The organism is Gemella haemolysans (assembly GCF_901873445.1).
Classification (GTDB): domain Bacteria; phylum Bacillota; class Bacilli; order Staphylococcales; family Gemellaceae; genus Gemella; species Gemella haemolysans_C.
This window is the reverse complement of the sequence record NZ_CABFLN010000074.1, coordinates 1-1,686: the sequence shown is the minus strand read 5'-3', so window position 1 is coordinate 1,686 and position 1,686 is coordinate 1. Positions and strand designations below refer to the sequence as shown.

Below are 1,686 nucleotides of genomic sequence, written 5' to 3'. Positions count from 1 at the left end.
AAATAGATATTAAAAAGATAATTTTTTGATTGAAATTAAATAGTTAAACATTGTAAATTAGATTTTAGTTCTTGAATTTTATCTTGTCAAGAAATTGTATTTCAAGAAATTATATTTTTTAACGATAAATTTAGTTATGAGAATGATATAATCCAGTTCTAAGCAGCTAAATTATCATAATCAATTAGTTCTTTTACATTTCTATCAGTATTAGAATATCCAAGGTTAAATACAATTAGAATCCTAGCTTTAAGACTGAAGAAATTTCTATAACCATAACCTGTACGCTTTATATTTTTAACCTTATTAATGATACCTTCTATAGGTCCATTAGATAGATTATATCTCAATGAGTTTTCAATATATGATTTATTATTAATAAATGTTTCAAAAGTAGCTGAGAATTCTTCAGCGATAGTACCTCTATTTGAGTTAATGATATCGAAGAATCCTTTATAATTTCGTGCGTCAAATGCATCAAAAAGCATTTGAGTCGTATAATATGCATCCTTTAATACTTCATCTTGGTTAATAAGATGCTTCACTATTTCTCTACTTGTAATCCATTGTTTAAAGTGATCTTTTTTTCCGTAATCATCAACCGATACCTCATCTTCACGCTTTAATAGTAATTTCCAATATGCTTTGAATTGCTTATAAATTTGTTCTTTTTCTTTAATTTCATCTTTAGTATCATCTTTTAAAATAGTATTAAATCTCTTCATAACACGTATTCTAAGATTGTTTAATGAATTATTTAGAGCTTGTATTATATGGAATCTATCAATAATGACAGTGGCATTAGGGAAGATATCTTTAATCATAGCCATATATCCTACATTCATGTCTGTGCAGACCATTTTTACTTTTAATCGTTCTTTTAGTGGATACCTAGATTTAAAATGATTTACTATAGTAGCCTTCCTATGATTTGTAAGTATATCAATTACCTTATGGGTTAAAGCGTCGCAATATATAAAACTTAAATGACCTTCTACATCATTAGTTGATCTGAATTCATCAAGACATAGGTATTCAGGTAATTTAGAAGATGGTCTTCTAGTTTCTGATTCAAACAATTCTTTTTGAATATTATATACTGTCATATCGCTTATATTACATTCTCTAGCGATAGATTTTCTAGATGCTTCTAGTGTTAATCGGTATATAACTTCTCGTTTTAATTCAAGTGAAATAGTAGATTTCCCTTTAGTTATAGATGTTTCAGCTGTAGAGTATTGACTACAATTTCTACAATAATAACGTTGTTTATCTAAGTGAAGATATGTATTTGAACCTCCACATTTTTGTAGTTTAATATGGCTAGTTTTACATCCATTTTTAATAACTTTAGAACTACATTGGATACCACATTTTTCACATTTATGATGTTTGTATTCAAGTTTGGCATAAACGACTTTAAATAATACTTTAGGAGGAAGAGGGCTGTTTTCATGTTTTGAACAAGTCACGTCTTCAACTCCATTAATTTTAATATTTTTATCGTATACCCCTAGTAATTTTTTTATATCTATACTATAATTAATCATGACACAAATATTCCTTTCTTTAGTTTTGGTCGATTAAATTATAACGGATATTTGTGTTTTTTTCTATGTTTTTTTACAAATTTGTATATAATTTAATCGGACTGATTTTTCCATCAGTCCGATTTTTTGATGAGCC

The 1,686-nt window shown here is 26.9% G+C and carries 1 protein-coding gene; it reads right to left on the bottom strand.

The window, feature by feature from the left end; all coding sequences use genetic code 11:
* Positions 1-158 precede the first annotated feature (158 nt).
* Entirely contained in the window at positions 159-1,550 is a 1,392-nt protein-coding gene (locus JX287_RS08515) for an ISL3 family transposase (protein WP_204644450.1), read from the bottom strand.
* Positions 1,551-1,686: the final 136 nt, after the last annotated feature.

Excerpts from the sequence above, each read along its gene's own strand:
- JX287_RS08515 (WP_204644450.1), bottom strand. The coding sequence starts at position 1,550 with ATGATTAATTATAGTATAGATATAAAAAAATTACTAGGGGTATACGAT.